The 25,345-nt window shown below is 41.9% G+C and carries 15 protein-coding genes and 1 pseudogene; 8 read left to right on the top strand and 8 right to left on the bottom strand.

Features of this window, described 5'->3' with window-relative positions; genetic code table 11:
* Positions 1–28: 28 nt before the first annotated feature.
* The 3 genes from secA (at position 29) to I2I04_RS19655 (ending at position 5,073) form a co-directional block, all read left to right on the top strand.
* A complete protein-coding gene (gene secA, locus I2I04_RS19665; protein WP_143258172.1) occupies positions 29–3,346 on the top strand; it encodes a preprotein translocase subunit SecA in 3,318 nt (1,105 codons plus the stop codon).
* Positions 3,347–3,458: 112 nt separating this feature from the next.
* Positions 3,459–4,565 (top strand): DUF6340 family protein, encoded by a 1,107-nt coding sequence (locus tag I2I04_RS19660; RefSeq protein WP_195655746.1) that lies wholly within the window; start codon positions 3,459–3,461, stop codon positions 4,563–4,565.
* Positions 4,566–4,626: 61 nt separating this feature from the next.
* On the top strand, positions 4,627–5,073 hold the full coding sequence (locus I2I04_RS19655) for a hypothetical protein (protein ID WP_143258170.1): 447 nt from the start codon (positions 4,627–4,629) through the stop codon (positions 5,071–5,073).
* A 132-nt stretch (positions 5,074–5,205) separates the two neighbouring features.
* Here the strand turns inward: I2I04_RS19655 and I2I04_RS19650 are convergent, their stop codons facing one another.
* The 5 genes from I2I04_RS19650 to I2I04_RS19630 all read right to left on the bottom strand — a co-directional run bounded on the left by I2I04_RS19650 (position 5,206) and on the right by I2I04_RS19630 (position 14,740).
* Positions 5,206–7,218, bottom strand: coding sequence for a DUF5689 domain-containing protein (locus tag I2I04_RS19650; RefSeq protein WP_195655745.1), 2,013 nt, complete (start codon positions 7,216–7,218; stop codon positions 5,206–5,208).
* On the bottom strand, positions 7,218–8,486 hold the full coding sequence (locus tag I2I04_RS19645; protein ID WP_143258168.1) for a hypothetical protein: 1,269 nt from the start codon (positions 8,484–8,486) through the stop codon (positions 7,218–7,220). Before I2I04_RS19645 ends, I2I04_RS19650 begins: the two co-directional genes overlap by 1 nt.
* Before the next feature lie 22 nt (positions 8,487–8,508).
* Positions 8,509–10,260, bottom strand: a complete 1,752-nt coding sequence (locus I2I04_RS19640; RefSeq protein WP_195471694.1) for a RagB/SusD family nutrient uptake outer membrane protein — start codon at positions 10,258–10,260, stop codon at positions 8,509–8,511.
* 31 nt (positions 10,261–10,291) lie between these two features.
* Complete coding sequence (locus I2I04_RS19635) at positions 10,292–13,468, bottom strand: SusC/RagA family TonB-linked outer membrane protein (RefSeq protein WP_195655744.1); 3,177 nt, start codon at positions 13,466–13,468, stop codon at positions 10,292–10,294.
* A 249-nt stretch (positions 13,469–13,717) separates the two neighbouring features.
* Positions 13,718–14,740: a FecR family protein gene (locus I2I04_RS19630; RefSeq protein ID WP_195655743.1), complete on the bottom strand. Its 1,023-nt coding sequence runs from the start codon at positions 14,738–14,740 to the stop codon at positions 13,718–13,720.
* A 133-nt stretch (positions 14,741–14,873) separates the two neighbouring features.
* Here I2I04_RS19630 and I2I04_RS19625 point away from each other — a divergent pair, with 133 nt between their 5' ends.
* Positions 14,874–15,449 carry an RNA polymerase sigma-70 factor gene (locus I2I04_RS19625; RefSeq protein ID WP_195655742.1) on the top strand — a complete coding sequence of 192 codons (576 nt, stop codon included), beginning with the start codon at positions 14,874–14,876 and terminating at the stop codon, positions 15,447–15,449.
* Between the two features lie 252 nt (positions 15,450–15,701).
* Here I2I04_RS19625 and I2I04_RS19620 read toward each other — a convergent pair whose 3' ends face one another.
* The 3 genes from I2I04_RS19620 to I2I04_RS19610 all read right to left on the bottom strand — a co-directional run bounded on the left by I2I04_RS19620 (position 15,702) and on the right by I2I04_RS19610 (position 21,053).
* On the bottom strand, positions 15,702–17,597 hold the full coding sequence (locus I2I04_RS19620; protein WP_195655741.1) for an ATP-binding protein: 1,896 nt from the start codon (positions 17,595–17,597) through the stop codon (positions 15,702–15,704).
* Between the two features lie 116 nt (positions 17,598–17,713).
* Positions 17,714–20,350, bottom strand: a complete 2,637-nt coding sequence (locus I2I04_RS19615; protein WP_195655740.1) for a valine--tRNA ligase — start codon at positions 20,348–20,350, stop codon at positions 17,714–17,716.
* 64 nt (positions 20,351–20,414) lie between these two features.
* Entirely contained in the window at positions 20,415–21,053 is a 639-nt protein-coding gene (locus tag I2I04_RS19610) for a hypothetical protein (protein WP_195655739.1), read from the bottom strand.
* A gap of 140 nt (positions 21,054–21,193) precedes the next feature.
* On the opposite strand from I2I04_RS19610, the gene I2I04_RS19605 reads away from it, so the two are divergent.
* The 4 genes and pseudogenes from I2I04_RS19605 to I2I04_RS23570 form a co-directional block, all read left to right on the top strand.
* On the top strand, positions 21,194–22,246 hold the full coding sequence (locus I2I04_RS19605) for a DUF3810 domain-containing protein (RefSeq protein ID WP_195655738.1): 1,053 nt from the start codon (positions 21,194–21,196) through the stop codon (positions 22,244–22,246).
* A 679-nt stretch (positions 22,247–22,925) separates the two neighbouring features.
* A complete protein-coding gene (locus I2I04_RS19600; protein WP_195358981.1) occupies positions 22,926–24,095 on the top strand; it encodes an ATP-binding protein in 1,170 nt (389 codons plus the stop codon).
* A gap of 38 nt (positions 24,096–24,133) precedes the next feature.
* Positions 24,134–24,922 (top strand): nucleoside triphosphate pyrophosphohydrolase, encoded by a 789-nt coding sequence (gene mazG / locus I2I04_RS19595; protein ID WP_008020955.1) that lies wholly within the window; start codon positions 24,134–24,136, stop codon positions 24,920–24,922.
* 259 nt (positions 24,923–25,181) lie between these two features.
* Positions 25,182–25,345, top strand: a pseudogene (locus I2I04_RS23570) (IS256 family transposase); the annotation flags it as partial.

The following is a 25,345-nucleotide window of genomic DNA, read 5'->3' as shown; positions in this document are numbered from 1 at the left end:
AGATAAATAATAAACTAAATAATATAACATGGGATTTAATGAATTTTTAAGCTCGATTTTCGGAAACAAATCCACACGAGACATGAAAGAAATCAAGCCCTGGGTGGAAAAGATTAAAGCTGCCTACCCGGAGGTTGAGAAACTAGACAACGACGCCCTCCGTGCCAAAACGGAAGAACTCAAAAAATATATCCATGAATCGGCTACTGCCGAACGTGCGAAAGTGGAAGAGTTGAAGGCAAGCATCGAGACACTGGAACTGGAAGACCGCGAAGAAGTCTTCGCACAAATCGATAAGACAGAAAAAGAAATTCTGGAAAAATATGAAAAAGCACTGGACGAAGTACTGCCCGTTGCTTTCTCTATCGTAAAGGCTACTGCCAAACGTTTCACAGAAAATGAAGAAATCGTTGTAACCGCTACGGATTTTGACCGTCAACTGGCTGCAACAAAAGACTTCGTACGCATCGAAGGCGACAAGGCTATCTATCAGAATCACTGGGTAGCCGGTGGTAACGACACAGTATGGAACATGGTTCACTACGATGTACAGCTCTTCGGTGGTGTCGTTCTGCATAAAGGCAAGATTGCGGAAATGGCAACTGGTGAAGGTAAAACATTGGTAGCTACCCTCCCGGTATTCCTTAACGCACTGACCGGAAACGGTGTACACGTGGTTACCGTGAATGATTACCTCGCCAAACGTGACTCCGAATGGATGGGACCTCTTTATATGTTCCACGGATTGAGCGTGGATTGTATCGACCGCCATCAACCAAACTCCGATGCACGCCGTCAGGCATACCTGGCAGACATCACGTTCGGTACGAACAACGAATTCGGTTTCGACTACCTGCGTGACAACATGGCTATCAGCCCGAAAGACCTTGTACAACGTCAGCACAACTATGCCATCGTCGATGAGGTCGACTCGGTATTGATTGACGACGCCCGTACTCCGCTGATTATCTCCGGTCCTGTACCGAAAGGTGACGACCAATTGTTCGAGCAACTCCGCCCGTTAGTAGAACGCCTGGTAGAAGCACAGAAAGTATTGGCTACCAAATATCTCTCCGAAGCTAAAAAACTGATCGCATCCAACGATAAGAAAGAAGTGGAAGAAGGATTCCTCGCTTTATACCGCAGCCACAAAGCATTGCCGAAAAACAAGGCTTTGATTAAGTTCCTTAGTGAACAGGGTATCAAGGCAGGTATGCTTAAAACGGAAGAAATCTACATGGAACAGAACAACAAGCGTATGCATGAAGTTACTGACCCGCTGTATTTCGTGATCGACGAGAAACTGAATAGTGTAGACCTGACAGACAAGGGAGTAGACCTGATTACCGGTAACTCCGAAGACCCGACATTGTTCGTTCTTCCGGATATCGCCGGACAACTTTCGGAACTGGAAAACCAACATCTGACCAACGAGCAACTACTTGAAAAGAAAGATGAGCTTCTGACAAACTATGCCATCAAATCGGAACGTGTACACACCATCAACCAGCTGTTGAAGGCTTACACCATGTTCGAGAAAGACGATGAATATGTAGTGATCGACGGACAAGTGAAGATCGTAGACGAGCAGACAGGCCGTATCATGGAAGGTCGCCGCTACTCTGACGGATTACACCAAGCCATCGAAGCTAAGGAACGTGTGAAAGTGGAAGCTGCTACACAAACCTTCGCAACAATTACTCTACAGAACTACTTCCGTATGTATCACAAACTGTCCGGTATGACCGGTACTGCTGAAACGGAAGCAGGCGAACTTTGGGATATCTACAAATTGGACGTAGTCGTTATCCCGACCAACCGTCCGATAGCAAGAAAGGATATGAACGACCGCGTTTACAAGACGAAACGCGAAAAGTATAAAGCTGTTATCGAGGAAATCGAAAAATTGGTTCAAGCAGGACGTCCGGTACTGGTGGGTACTACTTCGGTAGAAATCTCCGAAATGTTGAGCAAGATGCTTACCATGCGTAAGATTGACCATAAAGTATTGAATGCGAAGTTGCATCAGAAAGAAGCGGACATCGTTGCTACCGCCGGTTTGAGCGGAACAGTAACCATCGCTACCAACATGGCTGGCCGTGGTACCGACATCAAGTTAAGTCCGGAAGTAAAAGCTGCGGGCGGTTTGGCCATCATCGGTACGGAACGCCACGAATCCCGTCGTGTAGACCGCCAGTTGCGTGGTCGTGCAGGACGTCAGGGTGACCCGGGTTCTTCTGTATTCTTCGTGTCACTGGAAGATGATTTGATGCGTCTGTTCTCATCCGACCGTATCGCCAGCGTAATGGACAAACTTGGTTTCCAGGAAGGCGAAATGATCGAGCACAAGATGATTTCCAATTCTATCGAACGTGCCCAGAAGAAAGTGGAAGAAAACAACTTCGGTATCCGTAAACGTCTGTTGGAATATGACGACGTGATGAATAAGCAGCGTACAGTGGTTTACACCAAACGTCGCCACGCTTTGATGGGTGAACGTATCGGTATGGATATCGTGAACATGATTTGGGACCGTTGTGCCAACGCTATCGAAAACAATGATTATGAAGGCTGCCAAATGGAACTGCTTCAAACATTGGCAATGGAAACTCCGTTCACTGAAGAAGAATTCCGTAACGAGAAGAAGGAAAAGTTGTCCGAAAAGACTTTCAACATTGCGATGGAGAACTTCAAACGCAAAACTGAACGCCTGGCACAGATCGCTAATCCGGTTATCAAACAGGTATATGAAAATCAGGGACACATGTACGAAAACATCCTGATTCCTATTACAGACGGTAAACGGATGTACAATATCTCCTGTAACCTGAAAGCGGCTTACGAATCCGAATCAAAAGAAGTGGTGAAATCGTTCGAGAAATCAATCCTGCTCCACGTAATTGATGAAGCATGGAAAGAAAATCTCCGCGAACTGGACGAACTGAAACATTCCGTACAGAACGCAAGCTACGAACAGAAAGACCCGCTGTTGATCTATAAACTGGAATCTGTGACTTTGTTCGACGCCATGGTGAACAAGATCAACAACCAGACCATATCTATCTTGATGCGTGGACAAATTCCTGTACAGGAAGCTCCGGACGAACAGGCTGCCCGCCGTGTGGAAGTACGTCAGGCTGCTCCTGAACAACGTCAGGATATGAGCAAATACCGCGAAAACAAAGAAAATTTGAGTGATCCAAACCAGCAGGCTGCTGCCAACCAAGATACTCGTGAACAGCAGAAACGTGAACCGGTCCGTGCAGAAAAGACAGTAGGACGTAACGATCCTTGTCCGTGCGGAAGCGGCAAAAAGTACAAAAACTGCCACGGCAAGAATCTCTAAGATAAAGAGTCAATTCACAAAAGAAAGTCTCAAACGGTTAAAAACTGTTTGAGACTTTCTTTTATTCCACCAAAATTGTACTTTTGTTCAAATTACTAAATAGAACAAAACTATGGCAAAATCTTATTCACTGGCTTTCATCACTTTATTCCTGCTGACACTGGGCAGCTGTCAGAGTTTGGAACAGATTTCCATTGATTATCTGCAACCTGCCGACTTGAGCTTTCCTCCGCAACTTCGGAAAGTAGCTATCGTGAATAACACCAGCAACACTCCGGATAACAAACTAATAGCAGAGACTGAAAAAATCAAAGAAGGCACACCGCTGATAAGTCGTGCAACAGCATATGCCAACGGTGATCCCAAGACTGCCACCGAATCACTGGCCGAAGAAATCGCACAACAGAATTACTTTGAAGAAGTAGTCATCTGCGACTCTGCTCTACGGGCAAATGACAAACTGCCCCGCGAAAATACATTGAGCCAGGAGGAAGTCCGTCAGTTAGCCACCGACTTGGGAGTGGATTTTATCATTGCACTGGAAAACCTGCAACTCAAAGCAACTAAATCTGTCCGTTTCCTGAATGAGTTCAACTGTTTTCAGGGAGCAGTAGACGTAAAAGTGTATCCCACGGTGAAAGTGTATCTTCCCGAACGTAGCCGACCGATGACTACGCTCCATCCTAATGACAGCATCTTTTGGGAAGACTTTGGAGGTACTGCCGTAGAAGCTGCCACCCGCATGATTCCCGACAAACACATGTTAAAGGAAGCGGCGGCATTTGCAGGGACAGTTCCGGTGAAAAATCTCGTCCCTATGTGGAAAAAAGGAACACGGTATCTGTATACCGGAGGCTCGGTTCCCATGCGTGACGCTGCCATCTATATACGCGAAAATTCATGGGACGATGCATACGAACTTTGGAATCAGGCTTTCGAAGGCACCAAGAACCAAAAGAAGAAGATGCGGGCAGCTCTTAACATAGCTGTTTATTATGAAATGAAAGATAGTCTGGCTAAAGCGGAAGAATGGGCGGAAAAAGCACAGCAACTAGCCAAGAAAATCGACAAAAAGAATATCACAGATAGTGTTCAGGCCACCATCAATGATGTGCCTAATTATTATCTCACGTCCATGTATTTAGCCGAATTGAAGGAGAGAAACGCTCAATTACCCAAGTTAAAATTACAAATGAGCCGATTTAATGATGATTTTTAAGGAAATTGTGTATCAAATCTTATTTTTTTTATACCTTTGAACTTATAAAAAGAAGGAACCCATGAAACTGAGCCAACAATCACTATCCATTATCGAATCGGCTATCCAAAAGGCAGTCGCTAAATATGTATGTAGCTGTGAACAAACAGTCGTAACCGACATCCATCTCCAACCGGACCAGACATCGGGACAACTTAATATTTACAATGATGATGATGAAGAACTGGCAAACATCATGATCGAAGAATGGGCTACGTATGAAGGGGATGATTTCCTTGAAAACGTGGAGCCTTCTCTGCGCAACATTCTTTGCAGAATGAAGGATGCCGGAGACTTCGACAAGGTGATTATCTTGAAGCCTTACTCTTTCGTTCTGGTGGATGAAGAAAAAGAAACCGTGGCGGAATTGCTACTGGTGGACGATGATACGATCCTGGTGAACGATGAATTGCTGAAAGGATTGGATAAGGAATTGGACGAGTTCTTAAAAGAGTTGCTGGAAAAATAACATAGGCGTTTTGAGGGATAGAATTCGCTTAGGATTAATATAAATATCCGAAATCATTATATAAAGATAATCGGAAGCAAGCAGGATATTTCCTGTTGCTTCCGATTATTTTTATATATACTTTCCTATTGATTATTTATTATATTTGATCGAGATATTAGCAAGTCGAAGCGGCATGAAGCTCGATACGCCAGACGGAAGTCTGATTGGACGTAATCTGATACAGATATTATCGCGGTTCAATAAAGCATCCGGCAGTTTAAAATCATAGACCTTATAACCCGGAATATTTCTCTCTGTCTGCCCTCCTGCAGCAGTTCTATCAAACTGTCCCAGGATTGTGAATTCAGAATTATCTACTTTCATCCATTCGCCACTCATCGAATAAGCATATTCAACCACGGCCACAGGACCACCTCCCCAACTTGCATTCATTTCAACCTGAAGAGAAAGTGAGGTAGAAATCCCTACTGTCGATATTTTATCTACATAGAAATATGAACTTGTAGACCATGGCCTACTATTGAAGGCTCCTCCTCGCATACGCCCATAATATCCATCTGTGGTATTAAGATTCATATCTCCCCGAAAATCATCCTGGAAACCTAATATGTAATCTGCATAGGTTTGCTGGAAATGCTTATTTCCGTCCTTGTTAAGAATAGCATTTGACTGCGATGCTTCTCCGCCTGTAGGATGATACTCCGTAAATGTAGAAGCACCTATTTCTTTCCAATCGGGCACATTACAATCCCATTCCACGAGCACCGAAGTGATCTCGTTCATATCACCGATATTGATGTCCTCTCTATGAAGCGGAAGAATACACAACCGGTTTTCGGAGATGTCAAAATTGGTTAGTTTGACTTTCGCTACGATTCCGGTTATGGTTCCTGAACCTTTAGGAAGTGTCTCATGCGCATAAGGAGCATCCAGCGAAGTAAGCATATATGTATTAAAGCCGTTTTTATCTCTGATGCAGGTTGGATAATATCTGTAGTATGCCGGGAATTTCTCCACCCAATAATTTTTATTCGCCTTACGATCTGCAGCCCCCGGATCGGTGGTCTTGAAATTAGTGAATGCACCTACCGGAGAGGCAATCTCGACATCTTTTAAGGTCACAAGGCTGAATACCATATTATCCGTAAGTCCTGCGATCGTTTTTTCAGGAATCATGAAGGTGGAAAGTTCCGAGCTGATTACATGGGCGGCAGTGATACCGCTAATCAGTCTGTAGGTAAAGCTGCCCTCTGATTCTTCTTTTATCGTTCCATCTTTCAGACACAATGAGACTTTGGCAAACTGCGCAAATGTAATCAGAGACTCCGATTCAAATACCACTGTCTCCCCGGTCTCATTCTGAATGACATAACGATTGTTCGGGAAGTTTTTCGATGTACCATTGGCAACGATCGTTCCTTCAATATATACATTGTTAGTAATTCCACCGACAGGATAACCATAGACGGTTGGATAACTGACAAGTTCCGCATTCGCATATTCAGAATATGCTTGCGACAGGTTGATTGTAGCTGTGACCTTACGCTGGTACTGATCGTCATAACTTAACACTATACTTCCTGTACGGGGTGATTGAGAATTTGTTTCCGTATTGAAATAAAGTTTTCCGTCATTTATCCGATACTCTTTCACCCAATCCACTGTCGGTGTAATTACAATATCCGTTTCAGGCACATTGGTCGAAATGTCCATATCATATTCGCCTCCTTTGGTAAAGAGTTCCATATTATCACTGACAGGAACTATAAATGGATAACGGGATAGTTGTTTTATCTTGATTACATCCGCAGTCTTCCCATCTTTTGTAAACACACGTATATCGCAGAAACGCTCGGAATCACTGATATTCTCATCATAAATCACTGTGAAATAAGTTCTTGACGACTGGGCTCCACGTATATCTGTAGAAAGCCAGGTTGCTTCTGCAAAGTCTATGCGCCACTCGGTATTGGATTTCACTTCAACCTGAACCGGAGCACCTTCAGCCTGAAGAATAATCTCATTATTTGTTATTTCCAATATGCCGGCTTCATTTTCGTCAGAGCATGACGGAAACATGATAATTGCCATCACAGCCCCAAAAGCTGTCCAGGCTATTGAATCTTTAATTTTCATATTCATCAATTATTAGATTTAATTTCACCTGTTTTATATAGTATCTCATAAGCTTCATTTCGATCATTCAGTACAAAAATCTGAAATTTCTCTCCTCCCGGATAAACACGTGTAACGACATGTCCGGCAGGTTTTATCTTCAAACCATCCTCTCCCAACCGGCTTCTGTTGCTGTCTACCAAACCGGCAGCAAAAACAGACCGCTCACCAGCATAAAGACTTTGAGACAGCATCCGGCTTAGTGTGGCCGGTTGAGGATGATAGTAATCCCATACGGGAATCACATAGGCTTGCGCTTTTACTTGAGAAATGTAGGTATCACACATAGCGTCAGAATATGCATGATGATTGGCTACTACCACATCTGTTTCGCCCAGTAATGTAGCTACAGGCGTTTCTATGTCAAACCATTCCGGTGCTTTTTCCACTCCAAGGATATCTCCGCCCGAGAAGTAATCGAAATTACCGTATGTGATACGTATTCCACAACTGCAACGGTTCTCGTTCAACTGTTCGCTCGAAGAAGCGGTAGATGGCACAAGCTCTTTGGAAGCCGTTCCGCTGCCTGTCCAAATTTTACCATTACCCACTATATTACGTACTTCGAATGTAGGATAAGAACCCGGAGCTTTTAATAGTTTGATTTGTGTGTTACTTCCTGTCACAAACCCTTCATTCTTCTTACCTGCCCGGTCACGAGCGGCAACATATAATTTATAGTTTGAGATATGGGCACCCGTGACTTTAGCCGCTGTCGGATAATCGTATGTAGGGTAACCACGATCTATCAATGTGGAAATATCCAGAAGATTACCCACATGAGTTATTCCGGTAAGTTTGTAGTCCAACCCTACTTTTTCAATTGCCAGTTTTCCATTCTGTCCGATATGGTCTGTATCGAAGTGAGTGAGCAAGGCATAATCAATAGCACCGTTATTTTTCAACGGCAATGAGAAATGTTTTATATATTGGGCAATCCATTCAGCAGGTCGTTTAGAGTCATTAGGAACTGCTTTCATGATCTCTTGGGTACCGGTGTGTACTCCCAAATCTCCTGCATCCAGCAACATGGTAGTCCCGTCCGGGAAAATAAGATAGGCGGCATTACCTCTTCCCGTGCTAATCTGATGAATGTCCAAATAACCTGCTTGCCACTCCGGAAGGTATTCATACACTTTATCTACAGCATCATCCGGAAAAGGCTTTTCCTGTTGGCAACTAGCGAATGTAGGCAGCATCATAACGGCTCCTAGAAATAATATCTTACTATTCATTGTTTTATTCTTTAATGTTCTATTAATCAATTTGTTTAACACTGTATATACCGGCTTCCTCTTTCGTCATTTCATTACCGCCTCCATATCCCGGATTCTGTCTCAAGACGTTACTGACAGAAATTGACTTTTCCGGAATAGGAAAGAGTTCATAATGATCGTCATTAGTAGCTTTGTGATCCCACCAGGTGCCTGTTGTATACAAGCCCCAACGACGGAGATCGGTACGCCGACGTTGCTCACCAAGAAATTCGACCATCCACTCATCGAGAATCCGATACTTGTCGATATTCGTTTCAGTCACCGGATCAGGGTCTACTTCATTCTCAAAGTTGCGTTTGCGCACTTCGTTGAAAAGACCGGCTGCTTCTTTCTTATATCCGCTTCTGTATTTACATTCGGCAAGCATATAATAGATTTCCGCAAAACGAAGGACCGGATAGTCTGGGTTAAAAGCAAGTGTCTTGTCTGTATTGTCCGGAATCGGCAGTTTGCACAAACGTATTCCCGAATTCTCTTCTCCGGTACTGATATTGGAAGGAAGCTCATTTACTGAAGAATATTCTCCGTCTTTCACTTTCTTAAATTGTGCTACCTGGTCAACAAATTCAAGAACCTCACCCGGGTATTCATACAGTCCTGTACATTTCACCTCTGTTCCGCTTCTTGATATACGTTGTAATTTTCCATAAAGGAACATTCCTTCGTATTTGCCATTTCCTTTATATACATACAATTTCTTACGAAGGTCTTTCGCATGAAACTTGGCAAAAGGACGTCCGAGTTTGTCTGTATAGGGATCACCATTGGGTTTCAGAGATGGTTGGAGATGCATACCGTTTGTAGAGGAATAACCGCTAAGATCGAAATAGTTCTTCGCATTATAATGATTATAACGTTCGAACTGCCACTGAAACAAAGTTCCTTTCGCATATTGCGACTGAACGGACCACATCACTTCTTTCGATTTGTTATTTTCGAAGGTGAAAGGACCGAACCAGTCTTCTTCCAACTCGTAATAGCCGTATTTGCCGTCTAGTAAATCCTGACAAATCTGCGCACATTCAGCAAAGCGGCTCTCCCCTGTATAGACCTCTGCATTAAAGTATAATTGAGCAAGAAGAGCCGCTGCAGTTCCCTGGCGTAAGTAACCTTCTTCCAACATATCTGCTGTTTTTTTCTCTAGTTTAGGAATGGCAGCAAGCAGGAGCTCTTCCACATAATTAAAAGTTTCCCGTGCTGTGGAACGTGGAGATTCCTCTGTGGTAGAGCGTCGGTAAATAGGCATACCACCATAGAAATCAAGTCCTCTCAAATAGAAATAGGCCACTAATGTCTGGAGCTGCATCTGATGGTCTGCCTTTAGTTCTTCCGTCATACCTAATGAAACATAGTCTACACCAGCTAAGTCTTCTTTACAGGCTAAAGCCATTGCTATCCCCATACCTACTCCGCGCCATGTTTCTTCGTTGTTGGGGTGAAGTGGTGTCCAGTCATGGTGTTGCAGCTGGGCATATCGGACATCATTGTAATGTATTCCTTTTTGTGTGACACACATCTCGTCTGTTGTACATTCCTGAAGAATGGCACGGTCGAATCCGTGAAACCAACGCCAGTGCGTAAAAGAGCGTACCAGGAAAGAGTAGACAGTTTCCTTAGACGTAAAATAAGTGTCCGGGGTTACTTCGGAATACCACTTCTCATCCAGATTAGTACAACCGGAGGCCACCAGAAGGGTGAGGAAAGAGATTATAATTAAAATATTTCGTCTCATATCATTATATTAGTTTATAGGTATTTTACTATTAAAATTGAATTTTCATACCAAAGGTATATCTACGAGTTTCAGGGTAAATATTATTAAACCATTCATAACCGGGATCCAAACCGTTCACATTCACTTCCGGATTCAATCCTGAATATTTTGTGAAACAAGCAACGTTGCGGACAGTCAGGTAAAGATCAATCTTATCTATATACTTCTGCCATTTCTTCATGTTAAGAGAATACCCCAGACTAATGGCATCAATCTTCAAGAATGTACCATCCTCAAGCCAGTAATCGCAAAGTTGCTTTACTTCTTTGATGTGCCGGTTATCAATGTATGCGTTGCGAAGAACGTTCTGCCCTTCCACTTCAGAAAGTCCATAGTACATATTTATGGTATTGAACACGTCGAAATCGATCCAACTGCGCAGATTGATGCCTAAAGAGAGATTCTTGTAAGTGAAGGTATGATCCCATGATACCATCAATGCAGGAATGGCATTGCCGATATATCGTTTGTCGTCATACGTTTTTTTATCGCTAAGGATTATATTGTCATTCTTATCATACAGAAGCCACCTTCCATTGTCCGTAATACCGGCATATTTCCAGATGTAATAGCTTCCGATCTTTGTTCCTGCCTCAATTCTACCGGCTGATCCGTTTGTGCCCGGTGACGGAAATCCTACACGATCCTGATAGGTATTGTTGCCCCACAAAGAAGTTATTTTGGAGGAAGAGTGTGATAAGCGCATGGTAGTTGTCCAGTTAAAGTTTCTGGTCTTGACAGGCACTCCTCCTATCTCGAACTCCCATCCGGTATTCTCAAGATTACCGTAATTCATGGTGGTTGTTCCATAAACGGCAGGAGGATTGGGAACGTTGATATTATATAACATTCCGGAAACTCTTCTCTTATAGATATCAAACTTACCAAAAAGGCGATTATTCAGAAATGCATAATCCAAGCCGAGGTTAAGCTCTGCTTTCTTTTCCCAGTGCAAGTCATAATTGACGTTACGGGCCGGTCCATAGGAGGTGATCCATGTACCGTTATACGGCCACATTGAATTGGAAGAATACATGGCAGTGGATGCTCCCGCTGAGAAATTGTTATTTCCCGTTACACCGTAACCGACGCGTACTTTAAGGTCATCGAGAAAACTGACGTCACGCAGAAACGCCTCATTGGATATACGCCATCCGCCTGATACTGCCCAAAATGTTCCCCAACGATGATTCTTTCCGAATTTTGAAGACCCCTCGTGACGAACACTTCCTGTAAACATATAGCGGTCTTTATAGCTATAATTCGCCCGGCCAAAGAATGAGACAAGACGTTCACGGGGATATTTGTGGGAAGACATAGCCGCCTTTCCGTCGGAAAGCCAACTACCTGTTCCCATATCCCAAGCTCCTACTCCATCCACAGGAAAATCGTAGTTAGTCATATTAAAGTTTTCAGAGTTATTTTCCCAATAACTATATCCGGCTACTGCACTAACCGTATGGTCGTCCGCAAAAACACGCGTGAAATTGATGGTAGGTTCAAAAGAGACATTGACTGTTTTACTATATGCATGAAATCCTCTTCCTTTATAACTTCCATTCAAAGAGGTTCTGTGTAACGCGGACGTATAATGTGTCTGCTGATACTGGCGATCTTCCCAGCCAAAAGTGGCTTGTGCCGAGAATCCGGCAGGCAAATTGAGCTTTACCGTTGCATCCGCCTTCAGCCATTTATCAACATTATCTGCCTGCTTCAACATAACTTCTGCTAAAGGATTGTAATATTCACTACCACCCACCAATACATTATATCCTGTTTCACTAGTGCTGTCATATACATGTTCCGTCGGGTTCATCTTCAATGCCATGTCGAAATAGGAACTACTGCTCCGCTGATCCCGATGTGCTTCCCGGTATTCTGTGTGCAAGCCTATTTCCAGCAAATCATCGAGGAGATTAAAGTTTGCATTGATACGCCCCGAATAGTCTTTACGGTTATCGCCAATTGCGATACCTTTTTGATCCTGTGCCATAATAGTAGCATATATTTTAGCTGTATGGCCGCCGCCCGAGAGGTTGACAACATGGCGTTGGGAGAGTGCTCCTTCATTCAAAAGTTCACCGTACCAGTCGGTAGATGCACCTAAATCTGTTCCTACTCCGAACCTTACGAAAGCATCACGATCAAGGACCTGCGGTCTCCTGGAAACTTGCTCGGTAGAGAGTTCGCCCGTATATGATAAGGTAATGGGACCTTCTTTTGCTTTCTTGGTAGTCACTAAGATGACACCACCGGCTGCTCTTGTTCCATAGATGGCACCTGCAGAGGCATCTTTCAAGACATCAATAGACTGAATATCTTCCTGACTGATAGAACGCAAATCACCTCCGGGAATTCCGTCTATCACAATCAAAGGAGAAGAGGAAGCATTGATGGACGCTACTCCACGCAGCTGGAAACTGGCAGAAGCATTCGGACTGGAAGTCTCGGAAACATTCATACCGGAGATTTTACCCTTTAAAGCTGTCGCAATAGTGGAGCCTCCCATTCCAGTCACTAAATCTTTTGATGATATGGAAGTAATGGAACTGGTCACTGCACGTTTTTCCATCGTTCCATAACCGATAACGACTACCTCATCCAGTAACTGATGATCTTCTTTCAATACCACTGACAAGTTTGTACGGTTTCCCACCTTTACTTCAAGAGACTGAAAGCCAATGTATGAAATCACCAATATGGCATCGGATGCAACCGCCAACTTAAATTTTCCATCCAGATCGGAGACTGTACCTTTCCCGACCACTCCTTTCTCCTGAATACTGGCACCTATTACCGGCTCTCCCTGTATATCCGATATGACACCAGATACAATCATTCTCTTGTCTTGCTGCGATGACTGTACCTCAGCAGACAGTATAATCTTCTTGTCCAGCACTGAATATCTTACATTAGTGCCAGCAAAAACTTCCTTTAATACACTAAATATATTACTTCTATCAACTGATATAGATACGCGACGATTCAAATCCACATGTTTGTTATTGAAAAAGAAATCAAAATCGGACTGTTCTTCAATCTCTTTTAAAATATCCTCCACCCGCTGATTGTGTACATCAATACTGATTAAAGTTTTTTGTGCATAACTATCGGACGCATAGCCCAACCCGATAGAGCATACCAAGAATAAAATCAAAAGTCTCATAGATAATGGGATTTTGTTAGAAACTCGCCAAAGCGACTTTACCACCCATAAAAATTGGATGCTAAAATAATTTTGCATAAATTTGTGATGACTTAAAGTTAATAAAAAGTTTATCTAAGCTTGTCGCCAAACAAGCATCAAAAAGATTTACCGATTTCCATACGGGAAGATACGCCAATATCATCCCGTATGTTTTTTTAATTAAGGGGCTCTGTCTTTCATTGCATTTTTTGTTTTAAGGTTAATCAATCAGTATATTTCTATTTTGCTCTTTTCATCTTTTATATTGGGGGAATCAAGATATCTCCAACGTATTTGAGAAGAAAGTTGGAAATACTCCAGAATACGTTCCAAACGTTGATTGGTAAATGTTCCCGTAAATGAGTCTTCTTTCAAACGATCGTTTTTAATAATGAATTCTACATTATACCGTTTTTCCAACATTCGCAAACCTTCTTCCAAAGGAGTATTTCTGAATATAATCTTACCTTCTTTCCAGGCAATCTCCGACTCTCCGGAAGTGGTATAAAGCCGAACCTTATTATCTTTTGAATCATAGACCAATTTCTGTCCCGGATCCATCAGAACTTTTTTCAAGACATCATTTGATTTATAAATAAAACCGATCTTTCCTTCTACCAATGTTGCTGAAATCCGATCTTCTTTCTCGTAAGCCTCTACATTAAAATGAGTTCCCAGTACTTCTATTTGTGATTGATGGGAAGTGGAGATTATAAATTTCTTTTTCGGATTCTTAGCTACTTCAAAATAAGCTTCTCCCTGTAAAGTCACATTTCTTGTATCACTATCGAAACGTGAAGGATAACTTAGTGTTGACTCCGAATTCAGGTAAACAAGTGTCCCGTCGGGCAGGATCAATGAGGTCATCATCCCAGGATTTGTTTTCACTTCCATGATTTGTACCACTTCCTGTTCGTTTCCTCCCCAATACTGGAACATCAATGTAACGAGAAGTGGAATGAACAAAATTGCTGCCGCACGTTGTGTCCATTGCCACCACATCGTTCCCTTGCGTCTGTTACCCGACATTCTACTTTTCACCTTCAACAATGCTTTCTCCGTATCGACTTTCTTCATGATATGGACTGTATCCGTGGCAAGATAAAGAGCATGTATCTGTTTTGCCATCCGTCGGTTTTCGTCCGATTCGCCCATCCACATCTCAACTTTCAGACGTTCTTCCTCCGTTGCCAATCCTTCACAATAACGAGGAAGCAGTTCTTCTATCGTATTTCTATCTGTTTTATCCATATCTGTTTTTATTGCCTTTTACTATAAGACAAGGGAGACTTGAGAGATTCCTAAACCAAATCTCATTTTTTTATTGAAAATCTTTGTTTTCATCTAAAAAAGCTATATTTGCAACAAATTACCAAACTAATACATGAAAGAAATCCACCTGTCAGAAAACAATTACTTACTATCTGCTATACAACGGGGAGACCAGAAAGCATTCGATGCACTATTCCGGAAATACTATCCGACACTGTGTGCTTACGGCCATCGTTTTGTAGACTTGGAAGATGCGGAGGAAATTGTGCAAGACTCTCTTTTATGGATTTGGGAGAACAGAGAGAATCTGATTATTGAGATCTCGCTTAGTTCGTATCTCTACAAAATGATATATCGCAAGGCTCTGAACAAGCTTGCACATATTGATGCCGCCCAACGTGCCGACACACAATTCTATGAAGAAATGAAGGAAATGCTGCAAGATACGGATATCTATCAAATAGAGGAATTGACACGACAAATCAAGGATGCTATTGCCAACTTGCCGGAAAGTTACCGAGAAGCTTTTGTGATGCATCGCTTTCAGGATATGAGTTATAAGGAAATTGCAGAAATTCTTGAAATATCACCTAAAACAGTCGATTATCGTATACAGCAGGCACTGAAACAATTACGTTTAGATTTAAAAGACTATCTACCGCTACTGCTTCCTATCTTATTCCCGTAAGACTAAACAAGTCATATAAGTAACCACCAATATTGTTTTATTTGGCCATTACCTGTCAGCTAAAGTATTAATAGATAACTTACGTTGTATTAAAGATAAACTTACGTTCCTCTAAGGCTAAAGTTCTATTTGACCTGAAACAAACTATAAATGCAACTTGCGTTTATAGATTTCTTTTGGGCAAAAACAATTTTGGTAATAAGGAAAAGGAAGTTCGCAAGAAGGAGACAGTAACTTATCTATTAATGAATCTCATCTCTTTCTATAAGGAAGCGTAAACCAGAAAGTAGATCCTTTACCTTCTTCTGAATCTACTCCTATTTTCCCCCCGAGACGCTCAACAATCGTACGACAGATGGAAAGTCCTAAACCGGTACCTTGAATGAACGGGTTATATTTTACGAATCGTTCGAAAACATGTTCACACTGTTCGTTCGACATACCACAGCCGGTATCCGATACATAAAAATAAATAGTATCGGTGTCTGTCATACGATACCCCATACAGATAGTACCTGTTTGAGTAAATTTGATAGCGTTATTGACAAAGTTGGCAAGCAATTGTATCAAGCGGTTCTTGTCAATATAAAAAAGACAACCCGGCAAGCGTTCGGTAAATGCAAGGGTAACATCACTGTTTTTCAAACGTAACCGCATACTTTGTTCAATTTCCTCCATTGTCTGATTAACATCGATCGAGGAAAGATAGAAATCAAATGTCCCGGCTTCAATCTTTGATAAGTCCAAGATATCATTTATCAATTGGAGTAGCAAATCGGTATTTGTTTCGATGATATCTGCGTACTCGCGCATTTCGGCACGATCTTCTGTACTGGGAAGCATATTTGAAAATCCCACGATTGCGTTCAAAGGAGTACGTATTTCATGACTCATGTTCGCCAAAAAAGCAGATTTCAATTGATTGGCCTGTTCTGCTTTTTCCATTGCTTCACTCAAACGGCTATACGCTTTCCGAAGAATACGAATATAATAGACAATAGCAGCTATCAAAAATAATAGAAAGACTGAACTAGAAATAATCTTAACACAATGTTGCTGAAAAAAAGTTTGAGGTTTATCAACATATACAGCATCATCGGGATAACGACTTGACGGAATATTATAAGACTTTAATACAGGATAACAAAGATAGGCATTTCCTTCCCCTCCCACTCCACCCGGGATATTGCGGGCTTGTTCTCCATTCAATATGCGATTCAGGATTTCCAGCAAAGAATCGCAAAAAGACTCTGTCGATACATAATACCCTCCCGCGAAAGTATTGTTCGATAAATTTTCGGGAGATAGCAAAAACAGAGGTGAGGGAGTAAAATTGGTTATAATTTCCTGTATGTGGTCGAAAAGATAGTTGTTGTCATTTTCATTATGAGACTCAAACCAGGAGTAGTAAATAATTCCTGTATTGGGTGTATAACTATGCAGGGTATCCAGCAACATTTCTGTCGATAATTGAGTGGTAGAAAGTAGCTCCAGACGTAAATCCGGGAAGTTTTTTTCGACGGCTTCCTTCACATCCCCACGGGTTTCTTCACTAATATATCGGTCGTCCGAAATAAATGCCAGACGTTTCATGTCTGGTATTAGTTTATAAATCAGTTCCACTGTTTCCTTCACATAATAATGCTGCTTTAAAAGTGTCAGATTATAGCCTCTTCTCCATTCTTCACCGGGGACACTGTTGGTTTCCGTCAGCGGAGCATGAGACAGTAAAACATCGAGAGAAGCAGGCAGGCGGTCGCGGGCATTTGCCACTATTACCGGAACGTCTTTCCATACGTCATCAAACAGTTCACGGCAGACAATCCATCCCGGATCTCCAATCAAGACGATGGCAGCGGGAGCTACCGGGTATTTCTCGCGCAAATGGGTGACTACGGCATCTGCTTCCATCTTATTAGCCAAAGCAGGTACGGAAAGAGATTCCGCTTTGGCAGATATACCCTGCTTCTGAAGGACATCGTGTATGCACCAATAGAAGTTTTTAGCCCAAGGCAAGTTAAAATTAATGGAGTTTAAAACCAGTACTTCTTTATTTTTTGTATCAGTTCGAGCTGACACAGATAATAAGAATCCTTCTATAAAAAGGAATATGCTTAAGAATGAGGTGATTCGGAGTACTTGTTTCATTTGTGATGTTCGATAATAGCTACGGCAAAGGTAGTATTTATTTCCATTTCGCAAAAAAAAGGCATCTCAAAATTAATCGAGATGCCTTATATTATTGAAATTTAGCTATCAGAGAGTTACGCTTTCTTTAAAGCAGCAATGCTTTCCTTCAAAGAATTAATAATACTTTCAGCATCGGCCTGTTTCTTGCGTTCCAGTTCGAGAACAGCCGCCGGAGCATTGTTGACGAATTTTTCATTGCTAAGTTTCTTCATTACGCCTTGCAAGAATCCTTCTTTATGCTTCAGTTCTGCTTCCATACGGGCAATTTCCGCTTCCACGTCAATCATATTACCCAATGGTACCGCAAATTCTGTTGTTCCTATCATGAAAGAAGCAGCACCTTCCGATTTGCTTTCCACCACTGTTACAGCAGACAGATTACACATCTTGATAATCACCGGATTCATTTTTTCTACCGGATGACTACCTACGATCTGCAATTCGAGTTGTTCTTTCAAAGCAATATTCTTCTGCAAACGAATACTGCGGACATTGCTGATAATTTCCTTAGCCAATTCAAATTCTTGCAAGAATTTCTCGTTTACCTCAAGAGGCTCCTCCATGAGAGTAACCATCAAACTTTCACCCGGTTTGCGTTCACGCAGTTGCTGCCACAGTTCTTCTGTGATAAACGGCATGAAAGGATGAAGCAACTCAAGCAGACGTTCGAAAGAACTAAGCACCATACTATAAATAAAGCCATTAACGGGCTGTCCATAAGCTGGTTTCACAATTTCCAGCAACCAAGAAGAGAACTCATCCCAGAATAGTTTGTAAACTAACATCAATGCTTCGCTCAAACGATATTTAGAGAACAAATCGGCAACTTCAACCGCAGCTGCATCCAGTCTTTGGTCGAACCATTGAACAGCCAGATGAGCCTCGGGCGGAACTGCAATCGTTCCTTGGGCATTCGTCCATCCTTTAATCAGACGGAAAGCATTCCATATCTTGTTGCAGAAGTTACGTCCCTGTTCGCAAAGTGCGTCGTCGAAAAGGATGTCGTTTCCGGCAGGAGCTGAAAGCATCATACCCATACGTACGCCATCGGCACCATACTTTTCAATTAGTTCCAATGGGTCAGGAGAGTTACCGAGTGATTTAGACATCTTACGTCCCTGCTTATCGCGAACGATTCCTGTGAAGTATACGTTCTTAAACGGCATCTGTCCCTCATATTCGTAGCCTGCCATAATCATACGGGCTACCCAGAAGAAGATAATGTCCGGTCCTGTCACAAGGTCGCTTGTCGGATAGTAGTATTTGATTTCTTCATTGCCCGGATTGTTGATTCCGTCGAACAAAGAGATAGGCCACAACCAGGAAGAGAACCAAGTGTCCAGGCAATCTTCCTCCTGACGCAGGTCTTCCATTGTCAGGGCGGCATTACCCGTCTTTTCTTTTGCTTTTGCCAGAGCTTCTTCGGGAGTAGTGGCTACTACATAACCACCTTCCGGCAGGAAGTATGCAGGAATACGATGCCCCCACCACAACTGACGGCTGATACACCAGTCTTTGATGTTTTCCATCCAGTGACGGTAGGTATTCTTGTATTTTGCAGGGTAGAATTTCAGATCGTCGTTCATTACCGGAGGCAATGCCATATCTGCGAAATGCTGCATCTTGAGGAACCATTGCATAGACAATTTCGGTTCGATCACAACGTTGGTACGTTCCGAATATCCGACCTTATTAGTATAGGCTTCTATTTTTTCCAGCAATCCGGCAGCTTCGAGGTCTTTCTCTATTTGTTTACGAACATCGAAACGGTCCATACCGATATACATACCGGCAGCTTCGCTCAATGTACCGTTGTCATTGAAGATATCGATACTAGGCAGGTTATATTTTTCACCCAGCATATAGTCGTTTACATCATGGGCCGGGGTTACTTTCAGACAACCTGTACCGAATTCGATGTCTACATAATCATCCTCAATCACAGGAATGACACGGTTTACCAGCGGAACGATAACTTTCTTTCCTTTCAGCCATTCGTTCTTCGGGTCGTTCGGATTGATACACATGGCCGTATCACCCATAATTGTTTCGGGACGAGTCGTTGCAACAACCGCGTAGCGACCTTCCGGATCGCCTTCCACTTTATAACGGAGGTAATACAGCTTTCCGTGTTCTTCCTTGTAGATTACTTCCTCGTCGGAAAGAGCTGTCAAGGCTTTCGGATCCCAGTTTACCATGCGGACGCCCCGGTAGATCAATCCTTTATCGAACAGATCGACAAATACCTTGATTACACTTTCACTGCGTTTCTCATCCATAGTGAAAGCAGTACGATCCCAATCGCAGGATGCGCCGAGTTTACGGAGTTGTTTCAAGATAATACCACCGTGCTCGTCTGTCCATTCCCAGGCATGTTTTAAGAACTCATCACGAGTCAGATCGGTTTTCTTGATACCTTGAGAAGCGAGTCTGTTTACAACTTTTGCTTCGGTGGCAATAGAAGCATGGTCAGTTCCCGGCACCCAGCAGGCATTCTTGCCTTCCATACGGGCACGACGAACTAAAATATCCTGGATGGTATTATTAAGCATGTGTCCCATGTGTAACACACCGGTGACGTTCGGGGGCGGAATGACGATGGTGTAAGGTTCACGACCATCGGGTTTTGAACTGAATAAATGATGGTCCAGCCAATACTGGTACCATTTTCCCTCCACGTCAGCGGGATTGTACTTACTTGCTAATTCCATATTGTTTTATGTATATGATAATGTATATTCTAAAAATAACGGGTGCAAAATTAATAATTTAAATTCAAATCTTACCACCCTCGGGATGTTTCTGTGCACGGAAAGAGAATTTATATCCCTCATAAAGAGCGAATCCGTAGAACAGGGCAGTCATCGACATTACATTTTTCAACAGAATAGAGAATATCTCTCCATAATCTACACCTGCCAGGACTTGAAAATAGCCCATTTCATAATCTTGGGAGATATACCCGATAATAGACAAGAAATCACCTAAGATACAACTAATCAGAGATAATGCCGCACCGATAATTCCGAAAACAGGACGTATTCCCTTGCCCTGTCGCATCGCAAAACCTACCATGAATCCGATAGCAATGGGCATAAATCCTATCTGACGACCTGTAGAAACGGAAATCAGCCCCCATGCCACCGCCCCAACGATACATGCGACAACCGCACACAATACTCCTTTGAGCAGGTTCTCTTCGGCAAGCATTTCCTCTTCTGTCATAGATACCGGAAAGTCTTCCGGCTTGGGAGGCGCTAATCTTTCCAACTCCTTATCTTGCTCAAAACTGTCACATTCTTCTTCAAAAGCGGGAAGTTCTCCGGTACGTTTACAAACGAGTCCTTTTCCGTTCACAAAATCACGTGACACACAATTCCTGCAATACTTCTCTATTTCTTCTGATGTAGCCATCTTATCCGGTTTATGTTGAATAACTTTCTCTGATTACGCAGGTACACAAAGTCACTGTTAACAGATTTTTTGCAAATATAGAGGTATTTTTTCGCGCAACGTTTATTAAATGCATATTTTTGTTGACTGATATTATACAAATGATGAAAAATAAGCCAAATGTAAGATATTTAGCCTTAGGAGCATTGTTAATCCTGGTGTGGCTAACGCAATGGATTCCTGCTCTGGCAACGATCTATTCTCAGACAATCTATCCCCTTATCTCATACGTCCTGTCGTTTTTTTCCGGTTTATTTCCTTTTGCAATAGGGGATTTATTTATTTTTCTTAGCATCACAGGCGTGATTGTTTATCCCTTTTATGCCCGTCTCCGCAAGAAGTTGCCTTGGAAGAAAATCTTATTGCGCGATGGGGAATACTTATTATGGATTTATGTATGGTTCTATCTGGCATGGGGACTGAACTACTCGCAGAAAAACTTCTATCAACGAACAGAAATCCGGTACACCGCCTATACTCCCGAGATTTTCCAAGAATTCGTAGATGATTATATTACTCAACTTAACCGTTCGTATACTCCTGTCAATAGTATCAACCAAGACTTGATACGAGAGGAAACTGTGCGAATCTATCATCAGTTAAGTGATAGCTTGGGCGTACATCGCCCTCCACACGAGCATCCGAGGGTAAAAACAATGTTATTCACTCCCTTCATTTCAATGGTAGGAGTAACGGGTAGCATGGGGCCTTTCTTCTGTGAGTTTACCCTCAACGGAGATTTGCTTCCCGTTAATTATCCAGCCACTTATGCTCACGAACTAGCCCATTTATTAGGTATCACCAGTGAAGCGGAAGCTAATTTTTATGCTTATCAGGTTTGCACCCGTTCACAAGCAATGGGAATCCGTTTTTCCGGATACTTTTCTGTATTGGGACATGTATTGGGAAATGCGCAAAGCTTACTCCCGGAAGAAGAATACACCCGACTTTTTAAACGTATCCGACCGGAAATTATCGAATTGGCTAAGAATAACCAGGCGTATTGGGCTGCCAAGTATAGCCCCGTGGTCGGTGCTGTGCAGGATTGGATATATGACCTTTATCTGAAAGGGAATAAGATAGAAAGCGGACGGCAAAACTATTCGGAAGTAGTGGGGCTGCTGATTTCCTATCAGGAGTGGAAAAAGAAATAAGTATAGATTGTGCCTTGTTTTGGCACATCGTTTCACGATATTTGCAGCACTAATATAAAACGGATAAACTGATTTCTTTATGGCAAAAGATCTCTTTAATAGATATCTCTGGTTAGTAGATACAATCTATCGGGCTGGAACAATAACACAGGATGAAATTAACCGTAAATGGCTGCAGTGTGATCACCGGAAGGCTATTGAGGAACTATTCGGCATAAACATAGAATGCGATAGACATAACGGATGTAATTATTACATAGAAAACACTGAATAACTTAAAAAGAAAGGACTCAGAAAATGGCCCTTGAATACATTTGCAGTCAATACAACCCTCAATAAAAGCCACAAATTAAAGGATAAAATTCTACTGGAAGACTATCCCTCAGGAGAGCAATATCTGATACCGGCCATTGAAGCTATTCATAATTGTATAACGTTGGAAATAACATATCAAAGCTATTGGCAGGACAAATCATATACATTTATTGAGTTTTGGATAATCAGCTATGTTCTATATATACAAACAGAATTATTAACGGATTGAACCAAATAAATTCCTCAAGAAAACATTTTCACTTGATTTTCCTCACTAATTGCACAACAAAAGTGCAGAAAACTATAGTTTTCTGCACTTTTGTTGTGCAATTGACGTATATTTGCATATAAATATATACCAACCATGGACAGATTATACGAAAACTTCAATAAACTCCTTAAAGCTACAAGTACCGATTTCATCCGATACAAGTATACTGAAATAAACTGGGACAGTCATATGCTCGGACTTGTCGGACCACGCGGAGTAGGTAAAACCACCATGTTCCTTCAACATATCAAGCAGAACATGAATCCGAAAGATACATTGTATGTTTCAGCAGACAATATGTACTTTGCCGATAATTCCCTGATTGACCTAACAGACAAATTCAGCAAACAAGGTGGCAAGCACCTATTTATTGATGAAATACACAAATACCCTAACTGGTCTCGTGAATTGAAGCAGATATTCGATTCTTATCCTGATATGCAAGTTCTTTTCACCGGTTCCTCTATTTTGGATATTTATAAAGGAACGGCAGATTTAAGCAGACGTACCCCCATCTATGAAATGCAAGGGCTGTCTTTCAGAGAATATTTAAGTATGTTCCATCAAATTCATGTACCAGTCTACACATTAGAAGAGATACTGGAACATAAAGTTGAAATTCCGGGAATAGCACATCCACTTCCGCTATTCGCTGAATATATACAACACGGCTATTACCCGTTTAGCAAAGATATCACTTTTGAAATCGAGTTGAACCAAGTAATCAACCAAACTATGGAAAATGACATTCCTCAATATGCTAATATGAATGTCTCCACAGGACGTAAATTGAAACAACTGTTGATGATTATTGCCAAAAACGTTCCATTTAAGCCTGTCATGCAAAAACTCGCTGACATCATTGGAGTAAGTCGTAATTATTTAAGCGATTACTTACTTTATATCGAGAAAGCGGGAATGATAGCTCAAGTTCGCGATGACACAGGCGGGATCAGAGGTCTGGGCAAAGTAGAAAAAATATATCTTGAAAATACTAATCTCATTTATGCATTAGGAAGAGAAAATTCCAATATCGGTAATATCCGCGAAACATTTTTTTATAACCAAATGCGAGTAAAACAGGACATTATATCTTCAAAAATTTCTGATTTCCAAATAGGAGAAAGAACATTTGAAATAGGAGGAAAAAACAAAGGACAACAACAGATAACCGAAGCCAAAGAAGGATACATTGTAAAAGATGATATAGAAACCGGATACAGTAATATTATTCCTCTTTGGAACTTCGGGATGAATTATTAGTCATATCTTTGCATCAATTTTTAAATAAAAAACGATTTATGTCACATACCAGACAAGAACAGATGGAAGCCTTCGGACGCTTCCTGGACATTCTCGACGAACTGCGTGTTAAATGTCCCTGGGACCGCAAACAGACCAATGAAAGTCTGCGTCCCAACACCATAGAAGAGACTTACGAACTTTGCGACGCCCTGATGAGGGATGACAAGAAAGAAATCTGCAAGGAATTGGGGGACGTATTGCTACATGTAGCTTTCTATGCCAAGATAGGCTCGGAAACAGGAGATTTTGACATCAAAGATGTTTGCGATAAACTGTGTGATAAACTGATTTTCCGTCACCCGCATGTATTCGGAGAGGTAAAAGCAGAGACAGCAGGACAAGTTTCCGAAAATTGGGAACAGTTGAAGCTAAAGGAGAAAGACGGCAACAAGAGTGTATTGAGCGGTGTACCCGCTGCCCTCCCCTCGCTCATCAAGGCTTATCGTATTCAAGACAAAGCCCGCAATGTAGGTTTCGACTGGGAAGAGCGTGAACAGGTATGGGATAAAGTGAAGGAAGAAATCGGAGAATTTCAGGATGAAGTAGCTAATATGGATAAGGACAAGGCGGAAGCTGAATTCGGCGACGTTATGTTTAGCCTTATCAATGCAGCGCGTCTCTACAAGATCAATCCTGATAATGCTTTGGAACTTACCAATCAAAAGTTTATCCGTCGCTTCAATTATTTGGAGGAACATACTATCAAGGAAGGAAAAAGCCTGAAGGATATGTCTCTTGAAGAGATGGATGCTATTTGGAATGAAGCAAAGAAAAAAGGACTGTAAGACCCATGAATAACATTGATTTAAATGCCATCATCGAAAGATGATTTGGAGTTCATAACACATGCCAAACAGGATATTCCACTATTGATTGCAGAAATAGAATACTTAACATCAATGCTGCCCAAATAAAAAACAGAGGCTCTGTTCTGTGCGAATAGAGCCTCTGTTTTACTCAAAAGGCACTATAAAATATTTTGTGTAAATGGAAATACGGGATTCCAGTTTGAGTCTCGTATTTTTTATTTTATACATTTGCAAAATGAAGAAGATTATGAAAGAAAAGAATCAAGTAGTGCCTGATGAGGTATTAAGCAAGGAGTTCCTTAGCCAGTTCAAAACAGAAGCTGATGTGAGCAAGTTTCTTAAACAGTTGCATGCCCAAGTACTGGAGAAAATGCTTGAGGGTGAAATGGATGTCCATTT

Source organism: Bacteroides sp. 1001136B_160425_E2 (assembly GCF_015559655.1).
In the GTDB taxonomy this organism is placed as follows: Bacteria; Bacteroidota; Bacteroidia; order Bacteroidales; family Bacteroidaceae; genus Bacteroides; species Bacteroides luhongzhouii.
This window is presented reverse-complemented; position numbering and strand designations above follow the sequence as displayed.